This is a genomic window from Frateuria sp. sgz306004 (assembly GCF_057750885.1).
The window spans coordinates 38,693-57,485 of the sequence record NZ_JBYLFE010000004.1; the positions used below are offsets into that span (position 1 = coordinate 38,693).

At 65.4% G+C, this 18,793-nt stretch carries 19 protein-coding genes; 8 read left to right on the forward strand and 11 right to left on the reverse strand.

All coding sequences use genetic code 11. The annotated features are described in order from the left end of the window. Window positions 1-79 precede the first annotated feature (79 nt). Window positions 80-1,093: an RluA family pseudouridine synthase gene (locus AC3G2C_RS09125; protein WP_488384318.1), complete on the forward strand. Its 1,014-nt coding sequence runs from the start codon at window positions 80-82 to the stop codon at window positions 1,091-1,093. On the opposite strand, the gene AC3G2C_RS09130 is transcribed toward AC3G2C_RS09125, so the two are convergent. Continuing rightward, a complete protein-coding gene (locus AC3G2C_RS09130) occupies window positions 1,061-2,551 on the reverse strand; it encodes a CPBP family glutamic-type intramembrane protease (protein ID WP_488384319.1) in 1,491 nt (496 codons plus the stop codon). The two genes, AC3G2C_RS09125 and AC3G2C_RS09130, sit on opposite strands and share 33 nt — an antisense overlap. A gap of 5 nt (window positions 2,552-2,556) precedes the next feature. Next, entirely contained in the window at window positions 2,557-2,898 is a 342-nt protein-coding gene (locus AC3G2C_RS09135; protein ID WP_488384320.1) for a 4a-hydroxytetrahydrobiopterin dehydratase, read from the reverse strand. A gap of 139 nt (window positions 2,899-3,037) precedes the next feature. Between AC3G2C_RS09135 and AC3G2C_RS09140 the strand changes: the two genes are divergently transcribed. Continuing rightward, window positions 3,038-3,646, forward strand: coding sequence for an NfuA family Fe-S biogenesis protein (locus tag AC3G2C_RS09140; protein WP_488384321.1), 609 nt, complete (start codon window positions 3,038-3,040; stop codon window positions 3,644-3,646). 71 nt (window positions 3,647-3,717) lie between these two features. Here the strand turns inward: AC3G2C_RS09140 and AC3G2C_RS09145 are convergent, their stop codons facing one another. Next, entirely contained in the window at window positions 3,718-4,074 is a 357-nt protein-coding gene (locus AC3G2C_RS09145) for a c-type cytochrome (RefSeq protein WP_488384322.1), read from the reverse strand. Window positions 4,075-4,092: 18 nt separating this feature from the next. Further along, on the reverse strand, window positions 4,093-4,416 hold the full coding sequence (locus tag AC3G2C_RS09150; protein WP_488384323.1) for a c-type cytochrome: 324 nt from the start codon (window positions 4,414-4,416) through the stop codon (window positions 4,093-4,095). 171 nt (window positions 4,417-4,587) lie between these two features. On the opposite strand from AC3G2C_RS09150, the gene AC3G2C_RS09155 reads away from it, so the two are divergent. Then, window positions 4,588-5,727, forward strand: a complete 1,140-nt coding sequence (locus tag AC3G2C_RS09155) for a glycoside hydrolase family 18 protein (protein WP_488384324.1) — start codon at window positions 4,588-4,590, stop codon at window positions 5,725-5,727. 117 nt (window positions 5,728-5,844) lie between these two features. Here AC3G2C_RS09155 and AC3G2C_RS09160 read toward each other — a convergent pair whose 3' ends face one another. From AC3G2C_RS09160 to AC3G2C_RS09185, 6 genes are all read right to left on the reverse strand, one after another. After that, window positions 5,845-7,077, reverse strand: a complete 1,233-nt coding sequence (locus AC3G2C_RS09160) for a TraB/GumN family protein (protein ID WP_488384325.1) — start codon at window positions 7,075-7,077, stop codon at window positions 5,845-5,847. Window positions 7,078-7,161: 84 nt separating this feature from the next. Then, on the reverse strand, window positions 7,162-8,052 hold the full coding sequence (locus AC3G2C_RS09165; protein WP_488384326.1) for a carbon-nitrogen hydrolase: 891 nt from the start codon (window positions 8,050-8,052) through the stop codon (window positions 7,162-7,164). 112 nt (window positions 8,053-8,164) lie between these two features. Continuing rightward, window positions 8,165-8,689 carry a YbhB/YbcL family Raf kinase inhibitor-like protein gene (locus tag AC3G2C_RS09170; RefSeq protein WP_488384327.1) on the reverse strand — a complete coding sequence of 175 codons (525 nt, stop codon included), beginning with the start codon at window positions 8,687-8,689 and terminating at the stop codon, window positions 8,165-8,167. Window positions 8,690-8,778: 89 nt separating this feature from the next. After that, window positions 8,779-9,528, reverse strand: coding sequence for a helix-turn-helix transcriptional regulator (locus AC3G2C_RS09175; RefSeq protein ID WP_488384328.1), 750 nt, complete (start codon window positions 9,526-9,528; stop codon window positions 8,779-8,781). A gap of 7 nt (window positions 9,529-9,535) precedes the next feature. Further along, window positions 9,536-10,573 (reverse strand): agmatine deiminase family protein, encoded by a 1,038-nt coding sequence (locus AC3G2C_RS09180; protein WP_488384329.1) that lies wholly within the window; start codon window positions 10,571-10,573, stop codon window positions 9,536-9,538. A 152-nt stretch (window positions 10,574-10,725) separates the two neighbouring features. Next, complete coding sequence (locus tag AC3G2C_RS09185; protein WP_488384722.1) at window positions 10,726-11,061, reverse strand: hypothetical protein; 336 nt, start codon at window positions 11,059-11,061, stop codon at window positions 10,726-10,728. Between the two features lie 263 nt (window positions 11,062-11,324). Between AC3G2C_RS09185 and AC3G2C_RS09190 the strand changes: the two genes are divergently transcribed. Genes AC3G2C_RS09190 through recJ form a run of 3 tightly spaced genes read left to right on the forward strand, consistent with a single transcriptional unit; the run spans window position 11,325 to window position 15,891 of the window. Further along, window positions 11,325-13,250 (forward strand): ABC-F family ATP-binding cassette domain-containing protein, encoded by a 1,926-nt coding sequence (locus tag AC3G2C_RS09190; RefSeq protein ID WP_488384330.1) that lies wholly within the window; start codon window positions 11,325-11,327, stop codon window positions 13,248-13,250. An 8-nt stretch (window positions 13,251-13,258) separates the two neighbouring features. Beyond that, window positions 13,259-14,179: a phosphoglycerate mutase gene (locus AC3G2C_RS09195; RefSeq protein ID WP_488384331.1), complete on the forward strand. Its 921-nt coding sequence runs from the start codon at window positions 13,259-13,261 to the stop codon at window positions 14,177-14,179. Next, a complete protein-coding gene (recJ, locus tag AC3G2C_RS09200) occupies window positions 14,176-15,891 on the forward strand; it encodes a single-stranded-DNA-specific exonuclease RecJ (RefSeq protein ID WP_488384332.1) in 1,716 nt (571 codons plus the stop codon). The genes AC3G2C_RS09195 and recJ overlap by 4 nt, the downstream gene beginning before the upstream one ends. A 304-nt stretch (window positions 15,892-16,195) precedes the next feature. Here recJ and AC3G2C_RS09205 read toward each other — a convergent pair whose 3' ends face one another. Beyond that, complete coding sequence (locus tag AC3G2C_RS09205) at window positions 16,196-16,441, reverse strand: hypothetical protein (RefSeq protein ID WP_488384333.1); 246 nt, start codon at window positions 16,439-16,441, stop codon at window positions 16,196-16,198. Between the two features lie 347 nt (window positions 16,442-16,788). Here AC3G2C_RS09205 and AC3G2C_RS09210 point away from each other — a divergent pair, with 347 nt between their 5' ends. Further along, complete coding sequence (locus AC3G2C_RS09210) at window positions 16,789-17,019, forward strand: hypothetical protein (RefSeq protein ID WP_488384334.1); 231 nt, start codon at window positions 16,789-16,791, stop codon at window positions 17,017-17,019. Between the two features lie 66 nt (window positions 17,020-17,085). Continuing rightward, the gene (locus tag AC3G2C_RS09215; protein WP_488384335.1) at window positions 17,086-18,777 is read left to right on the forward strand and encodes an amidohydrolase; all 1,692 of its coding nucleotides are present in this window, start codon (window positions 17,086-17,088) and stop codon (window positions 18,775-18,777) included. Window positions 18,778-18,793 lie beyond the last annotated feature (16 nt).

The following is an 18,793-nucleotide window of genomic DNA, read 5'->3' on the forward strand; positions in this document are numbered from 1 at the left end:
TTCCCTACACCCTCCCAACTTCGGCAGGGGGGGGGATTGAAGCGCCGGCCGAGTATCCTATTTCGCCAGGTTTTTTTCAATGCAGACGGCAACTTCCCCAGACGCACCTCACGGTGTGCGTCAAGTAGAGATCGGCCCCGAGCGGGACGGTCAGCGCATCGACAACGCGTTGATGACGCTGCTCAAGGGGGTTCCCAAGAGCATGATCTACCGTATTTTGCGCACCGGGCAGGTGCGCGTGAACGGTAAACGGGCCAAGCCCGACACGCGTCTCGCCGCCGGCGATATGCTGCGCATTCCGCCGGTCCGCACCGCGGAGAAGGCTCCCGACAAGGGGCCGGCGCCTGGTCTCGTCTCAGCTATCACTGAGTCGATCATTTTCGAAGACAAGCATTTCCTTGCCATCGACAAGCCGACCGGCATCGCCAGCCACGGCGGCAGCGGCGTGAGTCATGGTGCCATCGAACTGTTGCGTGCGGCTCGACCCAACGAGCACCTGGAACTCGTGCATCGCCTTGATCGCGACACCAGCGGCGTGCTGGTGTTTGCCAAGACGCGCGCCGGGCTAACGGGCCTGCAGGCGGCCATTCGCGAGGGTACGGTGGTCAAGCAGTACCTCTGCCTGATGGTGGGCCACCCCCGTAAAGCCAAGTTCAGCGTCAATGCGCCTTTGCTGAAGTCGGTGCTCCAGGGCGGGGAGCGGATGGTAAGAGTGTCGGACAACGGCAAGCCATCACTCACTTTTTTCCAGGAGGCCGAGCAGTACCCGAGCGCTCGCCTGATGCAGGCGACCCTGGGTACCGGGCGCACCCATCAGATTCGCGTGCATGCGGCGCACGTGGGGCATCCGCTGGCCGGCGATCCCAAGTACGGCGATAAGGAAATGAACAAGAAGTACAAGGAACTGGGCCTCAATCGGTTGTTCCTGCACGCCTCTCATATGAGCTTCGAGCTGGATGGTCGCGCCTACAGCTTCTCGGCGAACCTCCCGGATGACTTGAAGGATTTCCTGGATGTGCTTGCAATAAAAGGAAAAAAGATTCGCTACCTGCAAGAGCGACTACAAGAAAAATCGCGCACTGACTTCGAGTGAGCGCAGCCAATGGCCGGTGAGCCCGCTCTCCACCAGGAGGGCGGCTAGCGCATGCGCCACGGCGATGGGCAGAAGGCGCGGAGCGCGGAAGAAGCACCAGGCCCACCAGAGCTCGGCCAGGAAACACAGCTGCATCAGTGCCCCATTGGGGGTATGCAGTAACCCGAACAGGGTGGCTGTGATCAACATGACGGCGAGCATCGGGAGCTGCGTTTGCCGCAGGCGCCCCATCACCAGCGCAAGCATGGCCCATTGCTGCAACAGCGCCCAGGCAAAATAGGCGGCTACGTGCAGCGCGGGCAGGCGAGTCAGGGCGTGGCCGTCCAAGGCAATCAAGGCGGCGGCCACTGGCAAGGGCACCAGGGGCCAAAGCCAGTCGGAAGGTCGCCGCGCAGACCAGGACCACGCGACAGGCCGGCGACGCCATTCACCCAGCCCGCCATAGGCCAGGGCCGCAACGAAAGCCATCGCGCCCGGTATGGACGGTTCGGCGTCCCAGCGCAGGCCGGCGATCAGCCATAGCGGGCCAAAGGCAATGGCGGCCACTTCCAACCACGGTCGCTGAACTTCGCGGGTATGACGCCAACTCAGCGTTACGAGAAAGATCAGATAGAGAACCAGAGTGGCCCAGTCGACCCATGGAGGCAGGGCGGCCCGAATGGTCGTGGTCACGAGTTGCCCGGCCGGCAGGATGGGCGCTCCCGGCCACGTTTGCCGTGCGTAGTCCCTTAGCAGCAGCATGGATTCGGACGAGGCGTCGGCCGGTAGGCGCACCATCGGCGCGCGCTGTGACGTGGGCACTTGGGCGTCCGCCGCCAGCGGCAACTGGATCTCGGTGGTGGCTTTGTCGAGGCGCTGGGGTTGTTGCGCCAGTAAGTCGGCCTGCGAGACGGCCAGGGTCGTGTGAGCGGGCACCTGTATCTGCAGCCGCAACATGTACGCCACGTTGGCTGGCGGCTGACAGGCAGCGCCTTGCGTGCTATGCCAGGTGAGCTCCCCCAGGTTCAGCGGCGCTGGCTGCGCGCCGGCGAGCAAGGGTAGTGGTTGATCGGTTTCGCAAGCTGGCGCGGACTCGCTGGCCTGATAGCGCACGTGGAGGGTGCCCGGCGCGGTGCTATGCGCGCGCAGTTGCAGAAGCGGCCAGTGAGCCAGATCCACGGGTTCGGGTAACGGCAGGCCTAGTTCAAAGGGCGAGCCGTCCAGGCTGGTGATGCGCAACCCCAGTGGCGTGCGAGCCAGCTCGACTGCACCGAACACACGACGGGCCACCAGATCCTCTGGTCGTTGAAGTGGCCATTGCCACAAAGGCCGGCCTTCGCGAAGCGCGCTCCAGGTGTTGGCCGCGCGCGCCGACAAATGCTCGCGCGTCAACCACGCCGACAGCGCCGCCATGCCCCAGAGGGTCGCGGCGACGGTCAGCAGAAACCCGACCCAGACAAGGGCGCGACGGCTACGCATGGCGCTCAACGATCGAGCAGGGCCTCGACGCGCGCGGCGCAAATGAAGTCGTTCATCGAGAGGCCGCCCACGTCATGGGTGGACCACAGGATATGGCAGTGGCCATAGCCCGCTTCCAGATCCGGGTGGTGGTCTTCCTGGTTGGCCATGAAACCCACCGCATTGATGAAGCCCAGCGTGCGATGGAAGTCGCCGAACTTGAAATCCTTCACGATGGCCTTGCCGTCGGCGGTGGTCTGCCAGCCGGGCAGCGCCGCCAGCAGCTCGGCGACCTTGGCAGCACTCAGCTCATGTTCCTTGCCCTTGAGAGGCGTGCAGTGCTGGGTGGCGAGCGGGCTGAGACTCATGGCAATCGTTCCGTGCAGGGTGAAGGCTGCGAAGCGTCGAGGCTTGGCCGGCAAAAGTCAAAAATGGGCAGGGGAGGCAAAACAGGACTAAAATGGTGCTGTTTCGCCCGGCCGCGTCCGGGTTTGCGCTGGAGTGGACATGATCGAGATTTCAGAGCGCGCGCAACGGCATTTCCTGCGGTTGCTCTCGCAGCAAGGCATCGATGGGCTGGGTATTCGCCTGCGCGTGACCGCGCCGGGCACGGCGGCCGCCAATTGCGAGCTGGAGTTTGCCGAGCCCAATGAATTGAGCGGGCAGGAATGGACCATCGTGTGCGATGGCTTCGAATTCCATGTGGACGGCGAGAGTGCGCCCTGGTTGGAAGGTGCGTCCATCGATTTCGAGCCCAACGCCACGGGCGGCCAGCTCAACATCCGTGCGCCGCGTATCAAGGGCGAGATCCCCGGCGAGGCAGCCGGTGTGATCGAGCGCGTTCGTTACGTGCTGGAGGCGGAAATCAACCCCAAGGTCGCCTCGCACGGTGGCCGGGTCACCTTGCTCGAGGTCGATGCCAACGGCGTGGTGCTGCTGCAGTTTGGCGGCGGCTGCCATGGTTGCGGCATGGTGGACGTGACGCTCAAGCACGGCGTGGAAAAGACGCTGCGCGAACGCGTGCCGGAAATTACCGCCGTGCGCGATGCCACCGACCACGCCACGGGCAGCGACCCGTACTACAAGCGTCGCGAAGGCGAGTCGGCGATCGGTTGATCCGGGTTGCCAGGCGTCACAAAAAAGGCCCGCCATTGGCGGGCCTTTTTCATGACGCCAGCAGGCGGCGGTTACTTGCTGTCGCCCTGGATGTGCCCGTGCAGCGTGTCGAGCTTGGTCGGCAGGCTGGAGAAATAGGCAGCCACGTCCTGGATATCCTGGTCGGACAGGGTGGCGACGAAGCCCTTCATGATGGCGTTGTCGCGCTTGCCACTCTTGTACTCATGCAGGGCTTGCTGGATGTACAGGTCGTACTGACCGGCAAGGCGCGGATACTGCGGGTCCACGGCGTTGCCGTCGGCACCGTGGCAGGCAAAGCAGGTGGCGGCCTTTTGCTTGCCGTTCTCGATGCTACCGTTGGCCAGCAGCGAGGTAGAGGCACACGCCAGCACGGCGCCGAGCGAAAGCAGGGTGAGCGCACGATTCATGCGATGGGAGTCCTTGGCTTACTTGGCGAGGCTGGAGAGGTAGGCGGCGATATCGTCGATGTCCTTGTCGGACAGGCTCTGCGCCTGGGCCATCATGGTCGGATGGCTGCGCCCGCCGCTCTTGTACTCGTGCAGGGCGTTGACGATGTACTGCTCGTTCTGGCCCGCGATGCGCGGCACCGGGTAATTCGGATAGGCGTTGGCGTAGCCCGGAATACCGTGGCAGCCATTGCAGGTGTAGATCAACTTTCGTCCGGCAGCCTTGTCGCCCTCGGCGTGCGCGGTGGCAGTAGCGAGAAGAGCTGCGGCCACGGTCAGGCCAAGCAGTTGCAATCGAGTCATCAAGATCGTCCCCACGATGCTGGCTGGTACTCGGTGAAAGTTCAGGAAGTATAGTCGTAGCTTTCACAAACGGACAACTTGCCGCAAGTCGCTGATTTATATCAGTCGACTCCGTGGAGTGGGTGGTGCACCCCGATCGTGCACCGGTGGGGAATGCCAATGGGAGATGCCATGCAGAGGGTTGGACGTGCACCGATGTGGTGGCGCGCGCTGGGCGCGTGCGTGTGGATGCTGGCGAGTGTGGGGCTGGCATGGGCGAGCGATGCACCCGGACATGCGCGCATCATTGGTTATGTCGGAGACAGTGCAACCTTGCCGCATGTGAGTGCGAGCAAGCTCGACGTGATCAACTACGCGTTCGCGCGGCTGGAGCCGACCGGCGAGATCGTATTTCCAAGTCCCGTTGCTGATCGCACGCTAGCCACCTTCACTGGCTTGCGCAAAGAAAATCCGTCGCTCAAGGTGATCGTGTCGATTGGCGGCTGGGGTGCGGATTACTTCTCCGACGTAGCTGCCACCGAGCAGGGTCGCCAACGCATGGCCGACAGCGCGGCCGCGCTGGTGCAAAAGCACGACGTGGATGGCGTGGACCTGGATTGGGAATACCCCACGCTGGCCGGACCGGGGATTTCGCATCGTCCCGAAGACAAACGCAATTTCAGCCTGCTGCTTGAAGCCATCCGCGCGAGGCTCGATGCGCTCGGCAAGACGCAGGGCGACCGCCACTATCTGCTGACCATCGCCGCGGCAGACAGCGAGTTCGTCGCCGGCATCGAGCTGGAGCGCGCGGCGCGTTCGCTCGACTGGATCAACTTAATGACCTACGACTTCCACAACAGCCTCACGCCCACGACGGGTCACCACGCAGGTCTGCATCTGTCGGCCCTGGCGCCGGCGAACGATCGCGCCGGGGACAAGGCTGTGGCGCAGTTCCTCGCGGCTGGCGTGCCGGCCAGCAAGCTCAATCTCGGCGTGGCGTTCTATGGGCGCGCCTTCGCGGACGTGGACCCGGCCCATGATGGCCTGCAGCAGCACTACGGCAAGTACGCGGGTAGTCCGTCATGGCGTGAGCTGGTGGACGATTACATCGACAAGAACGGCTACCAGCGCCACTGGGACGAGAAGGCTCAGGCGCCTTATCTGTGGAACCCCGCCACGCGCACCTTCGTCACTTACGAGGACCCGCAGTCACTGCGCGCCAAGGCGGCGTTCGTCAAGGCGAAGGGCCTGGGTGGCGTGATGTATTGGGAGCACAGCCTGGATCGCAACGAAGAGCTGCTGGATGTGCTGGTGAAAGCGCTCAATCACTGAGGTTTTGCGCCGAGGCAAGGCGATGGCGGCGCACCCGTTTCGTCATGATGGGTGCGCTGGCCTGTCTGGGCGTTCGCTACAGGCGCGAAGGCTGGTTTCGCTTAGCTGCCCGAAGCGTCAGAGCAGACTCTTGAAGATATGGATGCCGGCGGTGTACTCGCCGATGATGGTGCCCATGCACACCAGGAAGAAGTTGAGCAGGGTGCGTGCCACGCGATTCTTCCACCAGCCGCTCCAGTGGCCGATGTCATCGCGCAGGGATTCGAAATCCGCCACGCGCGGGCGGCGCGCCCACGCTTCCACCATGGCGCTGATGCCGCCGGAAGGAACGCCCGGCCGGAAGGGCTTGATGGGGCCGGCGACGAAGGCAGCGAGGATGCTCAGCGGATGTCCGCCGGCAATGAGCGCACCCAATGCAGAAAAGCCGCCGGTGAACAGAATCCAGTCGCGCAGCGCCGCCGTGCCTAGCGACGTGTTGCGATGGAAGGCAAAGGCGATGGCGGCGAACACGGCGATGACCAGGCCCAGCGCAATCCATTTTGGCCAGCGCGCCTTGGGCGGCACGGCGGCAAGGGCGTCAGCCTCCGTGCGGGGGTCGCTTTGTTGCGTGCGCAATTGCTCGCACAAGCCTTTCAAGTGGCCCGCGCCGATTACCACCAGCACGCGGCGGCCTTCGCCGTACCCGGCCTGTGCGGCTTGTTCACGCAGGCGCGCGGCCATATAGGTGTCGCGCTCGGCGATCAGGCTGCGATAGAGCGGAGCGGAGTTCGTGGCGAATTCGCTGAAAGCGCTCTCCAGCATGTCACCTTGCTTGAGTTTCTCGATCTCGGTTTCTTCGATGTCCTGGCGTTCGAACACGCTGGCGATCAATCCGCCCAGCAGGCCAAAGCGCTGCCAGAAGCCCACGCTGTGCCAGGCGCGTCGCAAGGTGGTGCCCACCTCGCGGTCCACCAGCCACACGGGCACGCCGCGCTGCTCGGCGCCATCCATGCCGGCCTTCATTTCCGCGCCGGGCTGGATGCCGTACTGCTCGGCGAGGCGCTTCTGGAACGAGGACAGCACCAGGCTGGCCGCGACCATGCCGGTCTTACCCTGGCGGATTACCTGGAACAGATCCATCTGCTTGAAGGCTTCCGGATCGCGCATGCCTTGGGCGCGGCTGTCGCACAGCTCCACCGCCACAGCGTTGAAGCGCTCATGCGCCAGCAGCGCCTCCACGGCCTCGACACTGGTGCGCGACACGTGGGCGGTGCCAAGCACCACGTACTCCACCCCGTCACGCACGACGCGCTCGATGGGTTGGTCACGCAATACCGCGGGCAGGGTGGTGTCGAGGTCGGTCTGGCTCATGCGGGCTCTGGGCAAGTCAGGTGCATCATTCCATGGGGATGCCGGGGCACGGGCTCAAGCCGTGACCACCGGCACGCGCATGGCTCAGTCGCGGAAACGCTTGAGCAGGTCGTCGTAGGCGTCGATGCGGCGATCGCGCAGGAACGGCCAGATGCGGCGCACGTGTTCGCTGCGCGCCATGTCCACCTCCACGATCAACAACTCACGCGCATCCGTGCCGGCCTGCGCGAGAAACTCGCCCTGCGGGCCCGCCACAAAGCTGGTGCCCCAGAACTGGATACCGTTGCCCACGCCGGCCTGGTCCGCCTCGTAGCCGGTGCGATTGCAGGAGAGCAGGGGCAGGCCGTTGGCGACGGCGTGGCCGCGCTGTACGGTCACCCAGGCTTCGCGCTGGCGATCCTTCTCGGCCTGGTCGTCCTGCGGGTCCCAGCCAATGGCGGTCGGGTAGAGCAGGAGGTCCGCGCCGGCCAATGCCATCAGGCGGGCGGCTTCCGGATACCACTGGTCCCAGCACACCAGCACGCCGAGGCGGCCCACCGAGGTTTCGATGGGATCGAAGCCCAGGTCGCCCGGCGTGAAGTAGAACTTCTCGTAGAACGCCGGATCGTCGGGAATGTGCATCTTGCGGTACTTGCCGGCGATGGCGGCCGAGCGATCGAACACCACGGCGGTGTTGTGGTACAGGCCGGTGGCGCGCTTTTCGAACAGCGAAGCGACCACTACCAGTTTCAGCTCTTCGGCGAGCTTGCCGATGCGTGCGGTGCTATGGCCGGGGATGGTTTCGGCCAGGTCGAATTCGTCCACGGATTCGCGCTGGCAGAAATACGGGCCGTTGTGCAGCTCCTGCAGCAGCACCAGTTCGACACCCTTGGCGGCCGCTTCGCGCAGGCCTGCCTCAATGGCGTCGAGATTGGCATCGCGGCTGCCGCGGTCGGTTTCCTGCAGCAGCGCGACTTTGAGGGTTTTGCGGGTCATGAATGCGGCCTCGCCGATAGCGCGAAAACGCATAGTGTAGCGAACCGCGCGCCCCGTGATGCCTGGCGCGGCTCAGGTGGCGCGGTGATCGACAACCGCGCCACCTGAGCGTTCAGCGGCCGTAGGTAAGGGTGGTCTGCGCCTTGCCGACCGTATGGCTGTGGATCATGAAGCCGGCCAGGGCCGGCGAGGCGCCTTCGGGCAGCCCCAGGTTGGGCACGTCGAGCGCATAGACGGTGAAGACATAGCGGTGCGGTGCATCGCCCTTGGGCGGGCACGGGCCACCCCAGGCTGCCTGGCCGTAATCGTTGCGCACGGCGTCGGCACCGGCGGGCAGTGCGCCGCCCACAGGCAGGCCCTGGTTGTGGGCCGGCAGGTTCACCACCACCCAATGCCACCAGCCGCTGCCGGTGGGGGCATCCGGATCGAACACCGTCAGCGCAAAGCTGCGTGTGCCCGCCGGCGCGCCCTGCCAGTGCACGGCGGGCGCGCGGTTGTCGCCGGTGCAACCAAAGCCCTGGAAGCTGCTGCTCGGTGGCAGGCGATCATGATCGCCATCCACCCGTATCTGGAAATCGGTAGCGTGGGCGGCCAGAGCAACGGCGGAAGTAAGCAGTGTGGCAAGCAAGCGACGCATGAGTGGCCTCGTGAGATGGGGTGTGTCCATCTTGCGAGGCGGGGCGCCGTCGCGGTGGCCTCAAACGCGCAATGACTCGCCCGATTCGCTCAATCGCGCAAGTCGGAAGGCAGCGTGCCGAAGCGTTCGCGAAAGCGTGCCGTGAAGCGTGACGGCGAAGCGTAGCCGCATTCCACCGCCACCTGCTTGAGGGGTTTGTCGGTGCCTTGCACCAAGGCCAGGCCGTGGACCAGGCGCACTTCTTCCAGGATCTCGCGAAAGCCGGTGGCTTCCTCGGCAAGGCGTCGGCGCAAGGTGGCGGCGCTCAGCGCGAGTTGGCCGGCGACGTCCTGCGCGCGCCACTCATGCGCGGGCTGAGTGTTCAGCAGCAAGCGAATGCGCTCGCCGAGTCGGCGCTTGCGCTCCAATGGCGGTCGAAATCCAGCCATCGCGACGGCGGACACCAGCTCCGCGACACGGTGGCGCAGCAGGTTGTCCGGCAAATGTTCGGTCACGCCTTGTTCGGCGTGCGCAAAGGCTTGTTCCAGTGCGCGGCTGGTGGGCAGGCTGGCCCAGGGCGGTGCATCGGCAGGCGCCGGCTCGATCTGTTCGAGCATGGCTTGCGGTATGCACAGGCACACTGCGCGATACGCACCATCGTCCGGCGGCAGGTTTTCAACGTGCAGCAATTGCCCTGGCGCGACGGCGGCAAAGCCACCGGCGACGATCTCGTCCTGTCGCTGTCCATCGCCCATGCGCTTGCTGCCGGCACGCACCTGGAAGATCGAGAACTCCGTGAAAGGCGCGGCCGCGATGCGCTGCCGGCGCCTTGCATAGATCTCCAGCCGGGCGATGGTCACGTGGAACTCAGTCGATCAGGCCGGCGGGCAATTGCATGGTGATGCAGTGCAGGCTGCCGTTCTGCCAGATCAGCGGTCGACACGGCACCTGCACCACCTCGCGACCCGGATGCGCCTCGCGAATGATGCGCGCGGCCTCGTCATCGGCCACGTCGCCATACGCCGGCACGAGCACGGCGCCGTTGACGATCAGGTAATTGGCATACGAAGCCGCCAGGCGGCGGCCTTCGTCCAGGATGGGGCGCGCCCAGGGCAGCGGGTAGAGCTGATAGGGGCGGCCGTCGGGCGTGCGCAGCGCGGCGAGTTCATCGCCCATGCGCTTGAGTTCGTCGTAGTGCGGGTCGTTCTGGTCGTCGCAAGCCTGGTAAACGATGCGGTCGCCCGGTGCAAAGCGCGCCAGCGTATCGATGTGGGCGTCGGTGTCGTCGCCTTCCAGGTAGCCGTAATCCAGCCACAGCACGCGCTTGGCATGCAGGCTGTCGCGCAGGATCGCGCTCATGTCCTCGCGTGACTGCTCGGGGTGACGCTGGGTGAGGCAGCGCCAGGTGGTGAGCACGGTGCCCACGCCATCGCTTTCGATGCCGCCGCCTTCCAGGGCCCAGTCCACGCGCTGGTGCGCCGCCTTGCCGAACACGCCGTCCTCGACCAGGCCAGCGATCAGGGCGTCGTCCTGCTCGGCGCCGAACTTGCCGCCCCAGCCGGTGAAGCGGAAGTCGGTGAGCTGGAACGTGCCGTCGCCGGCCTTGAGCGTGATCGGGCCCGAGTCGCGCAACCAGGTGTCGTCGTACGGCCGTTCGACGAAGCGCACCTTGGAGAGGTCCACGCCTTCACCGGTGAGCAGGGCCTGCACGCGCAGGCGCAAGGTGTTGTCGGCCACCACGATGATTAGCGGCTGGAAGCGCGTGACGGCGGCGGCGAGCGCTACGTAAGTGGTCTCCACTTCGGCCAGGCGGTCAGCCCAGTCGGTGTCGGCGTGGGGCCAGGCGATCAGGACGGCCGATTGCGGCTCCCATTCGGCCGGCAGGCGCAGGCTAGCGTCAGTCATGGCGGGTCTTTCTCTGGCAAACGGGGAGAGCGGCCGCTTGCCGGTGGCAAGGCCGCGAGGGAGGCGAAGTGTAGTCCAAGTGGCGCCAGCGCGCCCAAAACGCAAGCGCGGCCCGTGTCGCCACGAGCCGCGCCAATGCTGGGTTCAGCGGCTCAGTTGACCGCGGCCGGATTGGTATTGTTGCCGGCCGGCGTATTGAGCACGGCGTGGATCACGTGGCTCTTCTCGAAGTACACGATGAAGTTGGCGTAATCCCAGCGGTTGATCACCGGGTGCTTGGCGCTATCGCCGCCGCGCGGACTGAGCTTGCGCTGCGGGGCGCCGTACTTCTTTTCCACCTGCTCCATGCTCATGCCGCGGGCGGGCAGGTCCATGCCCTTTTCCTGCTGCACACGATTGACGAGCAGGTTGTCTGCGTTGGCTGCCGAAGGCGCGCCCATAGCGGCCAGTGCCACGATGATGGTCAGGCCAATGCTGTACTTGCTGATGCCGTAGGTATTCACGGGTCCCCTCTCCGCGCAAGGCGTTGCCGCGTCGTTGTAGCAGAACTGCGGGGTCTGTTCCACGCGAATATGCAGGCAATGCGATGGGCTAAGCATTCGGGGTGTGCTCGCGCGCGCGGCTGGTGCCCGTGGCCCTGAGCGTGCGCTGGGCCGCCCGGCCGGGTCGAGGCCGCCGCATGCTGGCCGCCCGGCCCGGTATGATGGGCGGCTGCGGGCGGCAGGACGCCCGGTACGGATAAGCTTTCCCCATGATTTCCTTCCGTCATTTCGCGCTACGCCGTGGCAGCCGGTTGCTGCTTTCCGATGTGGATCTGGTGATCCAGAGCGGCTGGCGCCTGGGTGTGGTGGGCCGCAACGGTTGCGGCAAGTCCAGCCTGTTCGCCGCCTTGCAGGGCCACGTGGAGGCCGACTCGGGCGACCTGGATCTGCCCAGCAAGCTTCGCCTCGCCTCCGTGGCGCAGGAGACCCCGGCCTTGCCCGATCCCGCCATCGAGTACGTGATGGGTGGCGACGAGGAGCTGGCCGCCGCGCTGCGTGACGAGCTGGACGCCCAGGCGCGCGGCGACACCGAAGCCATGGCCAAGGCGCATCACCGCATCGAGGAGTTGCACGGCTACGACGCGCGCGCGCGCGCCGGCCGCCTGCTGCACGGCCTGGGCTTTGCACCGGAGACGCACGACACGCCGGTCAAGGAGTTTTCGGGCGGCTGGCGTGTGCGCCTGAACCTGGCGCGAGCGCTGATGGCACCGTCGGAGTTGCTGCTGCTCGACGAACCCACCAACCACTTGGACCTGGATGCCGTGCTGTGGCTGGAAGAATGGCTGCGCCGTTACCAGGGCACCTTGCTGGTGATCTCGCATGACCGTGAGTTCCTCGACGGTGTGATCAGCCACACGCTGCATCTCAATGAAGGCGGCGCCAAGCTCTACACCGGCAACTACAGCGCCTTCGAGCGCCTGCGCGCCGAGCAGTTGCGTCAGCAGCAGATCGCGCACGAACGCGAGCAGGCCGAGCGCGCGCACTTGCAGTCCTTCGTGGATCGCTTCAAGGCCAAGGCCAGCAAGGCCAAGCAGGCGCAGTCGCGCGTCAAGCGCCTGGAGAAGCTGGCGGGAACCGAGGCGGTGCGCCTGGAGCGCCCGTTCCGCTTCCAGTTCGCCGAGCCCGACCGTCTGCCCGACTCCATGCTGCAGTTGGAGGAGGTGGTGGCCGGCTATCCGGGCGAGCAGGGCGAGGCACCCGTCAGCATCCTGCACGACGTACGTTTTCGTCTGGAAGCGGGCGAGCGCATCGGCTTGCTCGGCCCCAATGGCGCGGGTAAATCCACCCTGGTGAAAACGCTGGTGGGTGAATTGGCGCCGTTGTCCGGCGAGCGCAAGGCGCATAAGGACCTCAAGATCGGCTACTTCGCCCAGCACACGGTGGAGAGCCTGCGCGAGGGCGCCTCGCCCTTCGATCATCTGCAGGACAAGGCGCCGGGCGTCAGTGCCCAGGCACTGCGTGATTTTCTGGGCAACTGGAACTTCGCGGGCGACCGCGCCTTCGAATCGGTGGACGGTTTCTCCGGCGGCGAGCGCGCGCGTCTGGCATTGGCGCTGATCGCCTGGGACAAGCCGAACCTGCTGCTGCTCGACGAGCCCACCAACCATCTTGACCTGGACATGCGCGAGGCCCTGGCCGACGCGTTGGCCGACTTCGACGGCGCGCTGGTGCTGGTGTCGCACGATCGCCACTTGCTGGGCCTGGTGTGCGACAGCTTCTGGCGCGTGGCCGATGGCGTGGCCGAAGGTTTCGATGGCGACCTGGACGACTATGCGCGCTGGCTGCGCAGTCGTGGCTCCACCAACAAGAAGGCCGACAAGGACAAAGCCGACAAGGACGCGGACGAATCCAAGGCCGAGCAGCGCAACGAGTCGGCGCAGGATCGCCGCCGCCGCATGGCCGCGCAGCGCGAGGAAGGCAAGGCCGCGCGGCAGCGCGTCAAGAAGATCGAAACCCGGGTCGCCACCATCGAAGGCGAGCTGGGGCAGATCGAGGCCAAGCTGTCCGACCCCGCCACCTACAACGGCCCCACCGCCGAGATGATGCGCCTGGGCCAGCGGCAGACGGAACTGCGCAAGGAGAAGGAAACGCTGGAAGGCGAGTGGCTGGAACTCTACGAACAGCTCGAAGCATGAGGCAAACGATGCAAGCGCAGCCAACCCCGATCCTGGACGTGTGGCTGCCTGACTTGCCACGCTTCGCGCCCGACCATCCCTTGCGCGCCCTGCTGCACAAGGCCGATGCCTTGTCCGGCGGCGCCAAAGGGTATTTGGGTGGGCTCGCCGAACGCTTCATCGTGCCGGGTGGTTTGCCCGCCGCTGCGCTCACGCGCGAACTGATGGCGGGCGATGCGGCCGGTGCGCAATGGTTGTGCGCAGACCCGGCGTGGGTGCAGCCCGACCTCAATGGCGCCCGTCTGCTGGCGTGCGGACAGATGCAGTTGAGTGCGGAAGCGGCGCACGCACTGGCCAAACCGCTGAAGCCTGTGTTCGGCGATGCGGGCATGATTCTCGAAGTGTCCTCGCCCGATCATTGGCACATCCGCTTGCCGCACGATTCGCCGGTGCCGGACTTTGCTTCGCCCGAGCAGGCGATGGGCGAAGACCTCTACGAGCATTTGCCGCAGGGTGCCGACGGCCGTCGCTGGCGCGTGCTGCTCAACGAGGTGCAGGTGCTGCTGCACCAGCATCCGCTCAATGCCGAACGACGCGAACAGGGCTTGCCGCCGATCAACAGCCTGTGGCTGTGGGGCGGTGGGCCCCTGCCGGATCGTGTGAAGACCGAGCTGCGCGGCGTCATCGGTGACGATGTCTTGCTGGGCGCGCTGGCGCGCCGCGCAAGCCTGCCGGTGCAGGCGCGCGATGCCGCTGCGCTGGCGACGGCACAAGCCGGCTGGCTGGTCGATATGCAGGATCTCCCCGTGGAGGATTTCACCGCACAGTGGTGGCCGACCTTGCAGGCCTTGGCGCGGCAGCAGCCGGTACGCTGGAGTTTCGCCAGCGGCGAACGCTGGGCGAGTCATCCGTCTAACCGCTGGCGTTTCTGGCGAGGCGCACCGCGATGAAGCGGGTGCAATTGCGCAGGCGTTCGCTGCAAGGTGCCCCGGCCGGCTGGGGTGCCTCGGTGCACCCCGTGCTGCAACAGGTGTATGCCGCGCGTGGCGTCACGTCGCCGGATGAGGCGGAGTATCGCCTCGCGCGTCTGCTTTCACCGCATGCCCTGGGTGGCATGGACGGCGCGGTCGATTTGTTGATCGAAGCGATCCGTGGCGATTGGTCCATCGTTATTGCAGGCGACTACGACTGCGATGGCGCCACGGGTACCGCGGTGGCCGTGCGCGGGTTGCGCATGCTCGGTGCGCGCCATGTCGACTACGCCGTGCCCAACCGCTTCGTGCACGGCTACGGTCTGAGTCCGGCCCTGGTGGAATCGCTCTCGCCGGTGCCACAACTCATCGTCACCGTCGACAACGGCGTGGCCAGCGTGGCCGGCGTGGCGGCCGCACGCGAGCGGGGCATTCGAGTCATCGTTACCGATCACCATTTGCCTGGCGAACAGTTGCCTGCTGCCGATGCCATGGTGAACCCCAACCTGTCCGGCGACGCGTTTCTGAGCAAGGCGTTGGCAGGCGTGGGCGTGATGTTCTATCTGTTGCTCGCCTTGCGTGCCGCCATGCGCAAGCGGGGTCTGTTTGAGGCCGGTGCGGAGCCGGATCTTTCTTCGCTGCTCGATCTCGTCGCCGTCGGAACGGTGGCGGACCTGGTGCCACTGGATTTCAACAATCGCGTCTTGGTGGAAGCCGGCTTGCGTCGCCTGCGCCAGGGGCAGGGTTGTGCCGGCGTGAGCGCACTCGTGCAGGCCAGCCAGCGCAGCCTCGCCACGTTGTGCGCGAGTGACCTGGGTTATGCCGTGGGGCCGCGCTTGAACGCTGCCGGTCGCCTTGAAGACATGCGCATCGGCGTGGAGTGCCTGCTTACCGACGACCCCGCGCAGGCCCAGCGCTATGCCGAGTTGCTCAGCTCCATCAACAAGGAGCGCCGCGAGTTGCAGGACACGATGGTCGCCGAGGCAGAGGTGATGGTGGCCCGCGCCGCGACGACCGATGCGGTAGGCGTGGCGTTGTTCGAGCCGACGTGGCACGCGGGCGTGGTGGGCTTGGTGGCCTCCAAGTTGAAGGAGCGTCTGCACCGCCCCGTGATTGCCTTTGCGCCGGCGAGCGAGGACGCGCCCGACGAATTGCGCGGCTCCGCGCGTTCCATCGCCGGTTTCCATATTCGCGATGCGCTGGCCATGATCGATGCGCGCCAACCCGGTCTGATTCAGCGCTTTGGCGGTCACGCGATGGCCGCCGGCCTGAGCCTGCGCAGCGACGACTACGAGCGCTTCGCCGCTGCCTTCGACGCCATCGCGCGCGAATGGCTGGATCAGGATGCCTTGCAGGCGGTGCAGCTCACCGATGGCGAGTTGCCGCCGGGCGCGTTCACGCTGGACCTGGCGTATCAACTACGCGCCGCCGGGCCCTGGGGGCAGGCGTTTCCTGAGCCCGTGTTCGACAACCTGTTCGAATGCGCGAGCTGGCGCGTGATGGGCGAGCGTCATTTGCGCTTGAGCCTGCGCGACCCTCGGGATGGCTCGGTGCACGATGCGGTGATGTTCAACGCCTACGATGGCACGCCGCCGCCACTGGTGTTTCGTGGCGTGTACGAGTTGGTCATCAATGACTGGCAAGGGCGCGAGAGCGCGCGGCTGTTGTTGCGACACATCATCGAGCCGTGAGGCAGGCCCGCGAATGCCCCGCATCGCTTGCCGTTTCAACCGGTCAACGCAACACTTTGATCAAATCGCAATTCATCGGTATTTCAAAGGTCTAGCCTTCTTTATCTGCCCGCCAAACGATCTTGTTCGTCCATTACGTTGGCTTTTCCTGGAATCAAGGCACTTCCAGCGTTGTGGCCGCCGGGCAGCGTGATTGGGTTCCAGGGCTTGTGGTAGCTGGCGTTCCGCCGGCCCGGTATTGGGGTGTTGCGTTGACCGATTGAGCCCGCACTCGTTGCGGGACATTCGCCGACCCGTCCTTTCATCACAAGGGCCTGGCACGCTCGGCCAGCAGGCTGCCGAATCGTTCGCGGCGCTCCTGGCGGTTGAAGCCGCCGGTATCGAGCAAGTGGCGTTCGGCTTCGCGTATCTGCAGTTCGCCGGCGGTGTGGCGTCGAAGCTGTCCGCGCAATAGCTCGTTCTCTTGTTCCAGCAGGCGATATAGCTCCAATAGGTCGTCGAACGCGCGCAGCATGCGTTCCATCGGGTCATTCGCTTCGATTGCCGTCATCAGCCACCTCATCAGGCGTGGGGTGACTCGACACTGCGACGTGATCGATTAATCGATGGTGAGGTTGCGACCTAAGCGGGGTAGAGTTCAGCCTACGCAATCCGCCTCGTTCACGGAGAGCAAGGCGATGTGTATCAGGTGTGTAACAGGGGTGAGCCCGAAAGAGCCTGTATTGTCACGACGATGACCAATGTAGTCGAAATCCTACGCATTACGCAGTGAGGGGCTGATATGTTCCTCATGCAGACGAGTGCACCCTTGTTCGGTCCTGTGAGGACGGCGTGACGAGTTATTCGCTCACACGATCAAGTGGTGGCAGGGCTCTCTTCTCGAACAGGGTTTGCAACATGGTCACCTATTCGCTCAAGCAGTCCGCGGACGGTCTTTGGAGTGTGTGCCGTGCGGATGCCTCGTTGTTCCATGGGCTCAAGTTGTCGGCCGCGATCCGTCTGGCCAGGGAGGTGGCGCGGGACGAGCATTTCCGCGCGGGTCGCGCCGTTTGCGTGGAAATGCCCGGCCCAGCGTCGTGCATTCGCCTCGCCCGTTACGCCAGGGTCGAATTGGAGCAGGCCGCCTGATGTCGCCGCTTGTGCGAAGTTCGCCAGCTAGGCAAAGTCGCATGACTTTCCGGTCAGGACTTGCCCATGCGTTTGCCATTTCGCCGCACCGCTCTTGCTCTGTTCGCGCTCGCGGCTTTTCCGCTGCAGGCGACGACCTTGCTGGTCAACGCCCATGTCCACACCATGGACCCGGAACGCCCCGAGGCGACGGCGCTCGCGTGGAACGATGATGGCCGTCTGCTGGCGGTAGGCAGCGTCGCCGAATTGGCCAAGCGCTACCCCGGCGCCGCCAAGGTGGACGCGCAAGGCGCCACGGTCATCCCCGGCTTGATCGACGCCCATGGCCACATGCTCGGCTTGGGCATGACGCATATACAGGTGGATCTGGTGGGTGCCGCCTCCAAGGCTGAGGTGCTGGCCAGGCTCAAGGCGGGCGCCGCGAGGCTACCCAAGGGAGCCTGGTTGATCGGCCGTGGCTGGGACCAGAACCGCTGGGCTGGCAAGCAGTTTCCGTCCGCGTCCGACCTGGATGCCGCCTTTTCGGATCGTCCGGTGTATCTGGAACGCATCGACGGCCATGCCTCCTGGATGAATTCGGCAGCCATGAAACATGCCACGCGCGCGCTCGATGGCGACTGGCAGCCCGAGGGCGGCCGCATCGTGCGCGTGGGTAGCAAGGCCAGTGGTGTGCTGATCGACGGCGCCATGGCGCTGGTGGCCGACGCCATTCCGCCGCTGACCCATGAGCAAACCCGCGAGGCCTACAAGGCCGCCTTTCAGGATGCCGTGGCAGCTGGCCTGACCGGCGTGCACGATCCAGGCGTGAGCCTTGGTGACTTCAAGGTGTTGCAGGAGATGGCGGCGAACAAGGAAATTCCGCTGCGCCTGTATGAAATGGCGGACGGTAACCACGAGGCGCTGGATTGGCTCTGCGCACAAGGCGGCCGTTGGGCTGATGCCAGTGGTCGACTGCAGATGCGCGCCGTGAAACTGTACATGGACGGCGCGCTGGGCAGTCGCGGCGCGGCGTTGCTGGCCGACTACAACGACGACCACGGCAACAAGGGCATTTTCGTCACCTCACCCGAGGCCTATCGCACCGCCGTGGAGAAGGCTTATCGCTGCCATGTGCAGGTGGCTACGCATGCCATTGGCGATCGCGGCAATCGCATGGTGCTGGACACGTACCAGGCCGTGCTTGGCGAGCAGGCGAACAGTGATCACCGTTGGCGTGTGGAGCACGCGCAGATCCTGGCGCTGGAGGACATTCCTCGCTTCGCCAAGTTGCACCTCATTGCCTCCATGCAGCCCACGCACGCCACTTCGGACATGCCCTGGGCCGAGCAGCGCCTCGGTGCGGAACGACTCAGGGGTGCCTACGCATGGCAGCGCTTCATTCATGAGCAGGTGCCGCTGGCGTTCGGCTCGGATTTCCCGGTGGAGCAGGTCAATCCGATGCTCGGCATTTACGCCGCGGTAACCCGTCAGGACCTGAAGGGGCAGCCGCCGGGCGGTTGGTTGCCGGATCAGCGGGTCAGCCGCCTGCAGGCGCTGGCTGGCTTTACGCGCGGCGCGGCCTATGCATCCTTCATGGAAGGCGAGGTGGGCATGCTCAAGGCGGGCATGCGCGCGGACTTCGTGCTGCTGGACGGCGATCCGATGACGGTGCCGCCGCTCGGCATTGCGCACCTCAAGCCCTTGAGCACCTGGGTGGACGGCCAGGCGGTGTATCGCGCCGAGCAGCCAAGCAGTGCAAAGACAAACGCCACGCCCTAAGGCGTGGCGTCTGCTG